The 429-nt window shown below is 40.6% G+C and carries 1 tRNA gene; it reads left to right on the forward strand.

From position 1 onward, the window contains the following. The first annotated feature begins 128 nt into the window (after positions 1-128). A tRNA-Glu gene (locus ASV53_RS24645) sits at positions 129-204 on the forward strand. Positions 205-429 lie beyond the last annotated feature (225 nt).

The following is a 429-nucleotide window of genomic DNA, read 5'->3' on the forward strand; positions in this document are numbered from 1 at the left end:
AGGGGAACCTGGGGCTGGATCACCTCCTTAAACGATAGACTGCTTGTTTGATGCAGTGTCCACACAGATTGCTTGGTTAAAATGTAAAAGAGTGAAAAATCATTCGTGATTTTTCAAGAAAGTACTTAGTCCCGTTCGTCTAGAGGCCTAGGACACCGCCCTTTCACGGCGGTAACAGGGGTTCGACTCCCCTACGGGACGCCACTTTCTAAAAACATTCGTTTGAATGTAGTTAGAAAGTGGATGTCTACGGACAAACACAATGCTCTTTAACAATCTGGAAAGCTGACTAGTAAATTGAATCAATAGATTCAATTACAATAGTTTTTATCTCTCTTTATTTTAAGAGCGGTAAAAACGAGTTCTCAAAACAACACACATTCAAGTGTCTTGTGTAGAGTCCGGCGAAAAACCAATGTCCTTATTTTT

Source organism: Photobacterium sanguinicancri (assembly GCF_002265265.1).
In the GTDB taxonomy this organism is placed as follows: Bacteria; Pseudomonadota; Gammaproteobacteria; order Enterobacterales; family Vibrionaceae; genus Photobacterium; species Photobacterium sanguinicancri.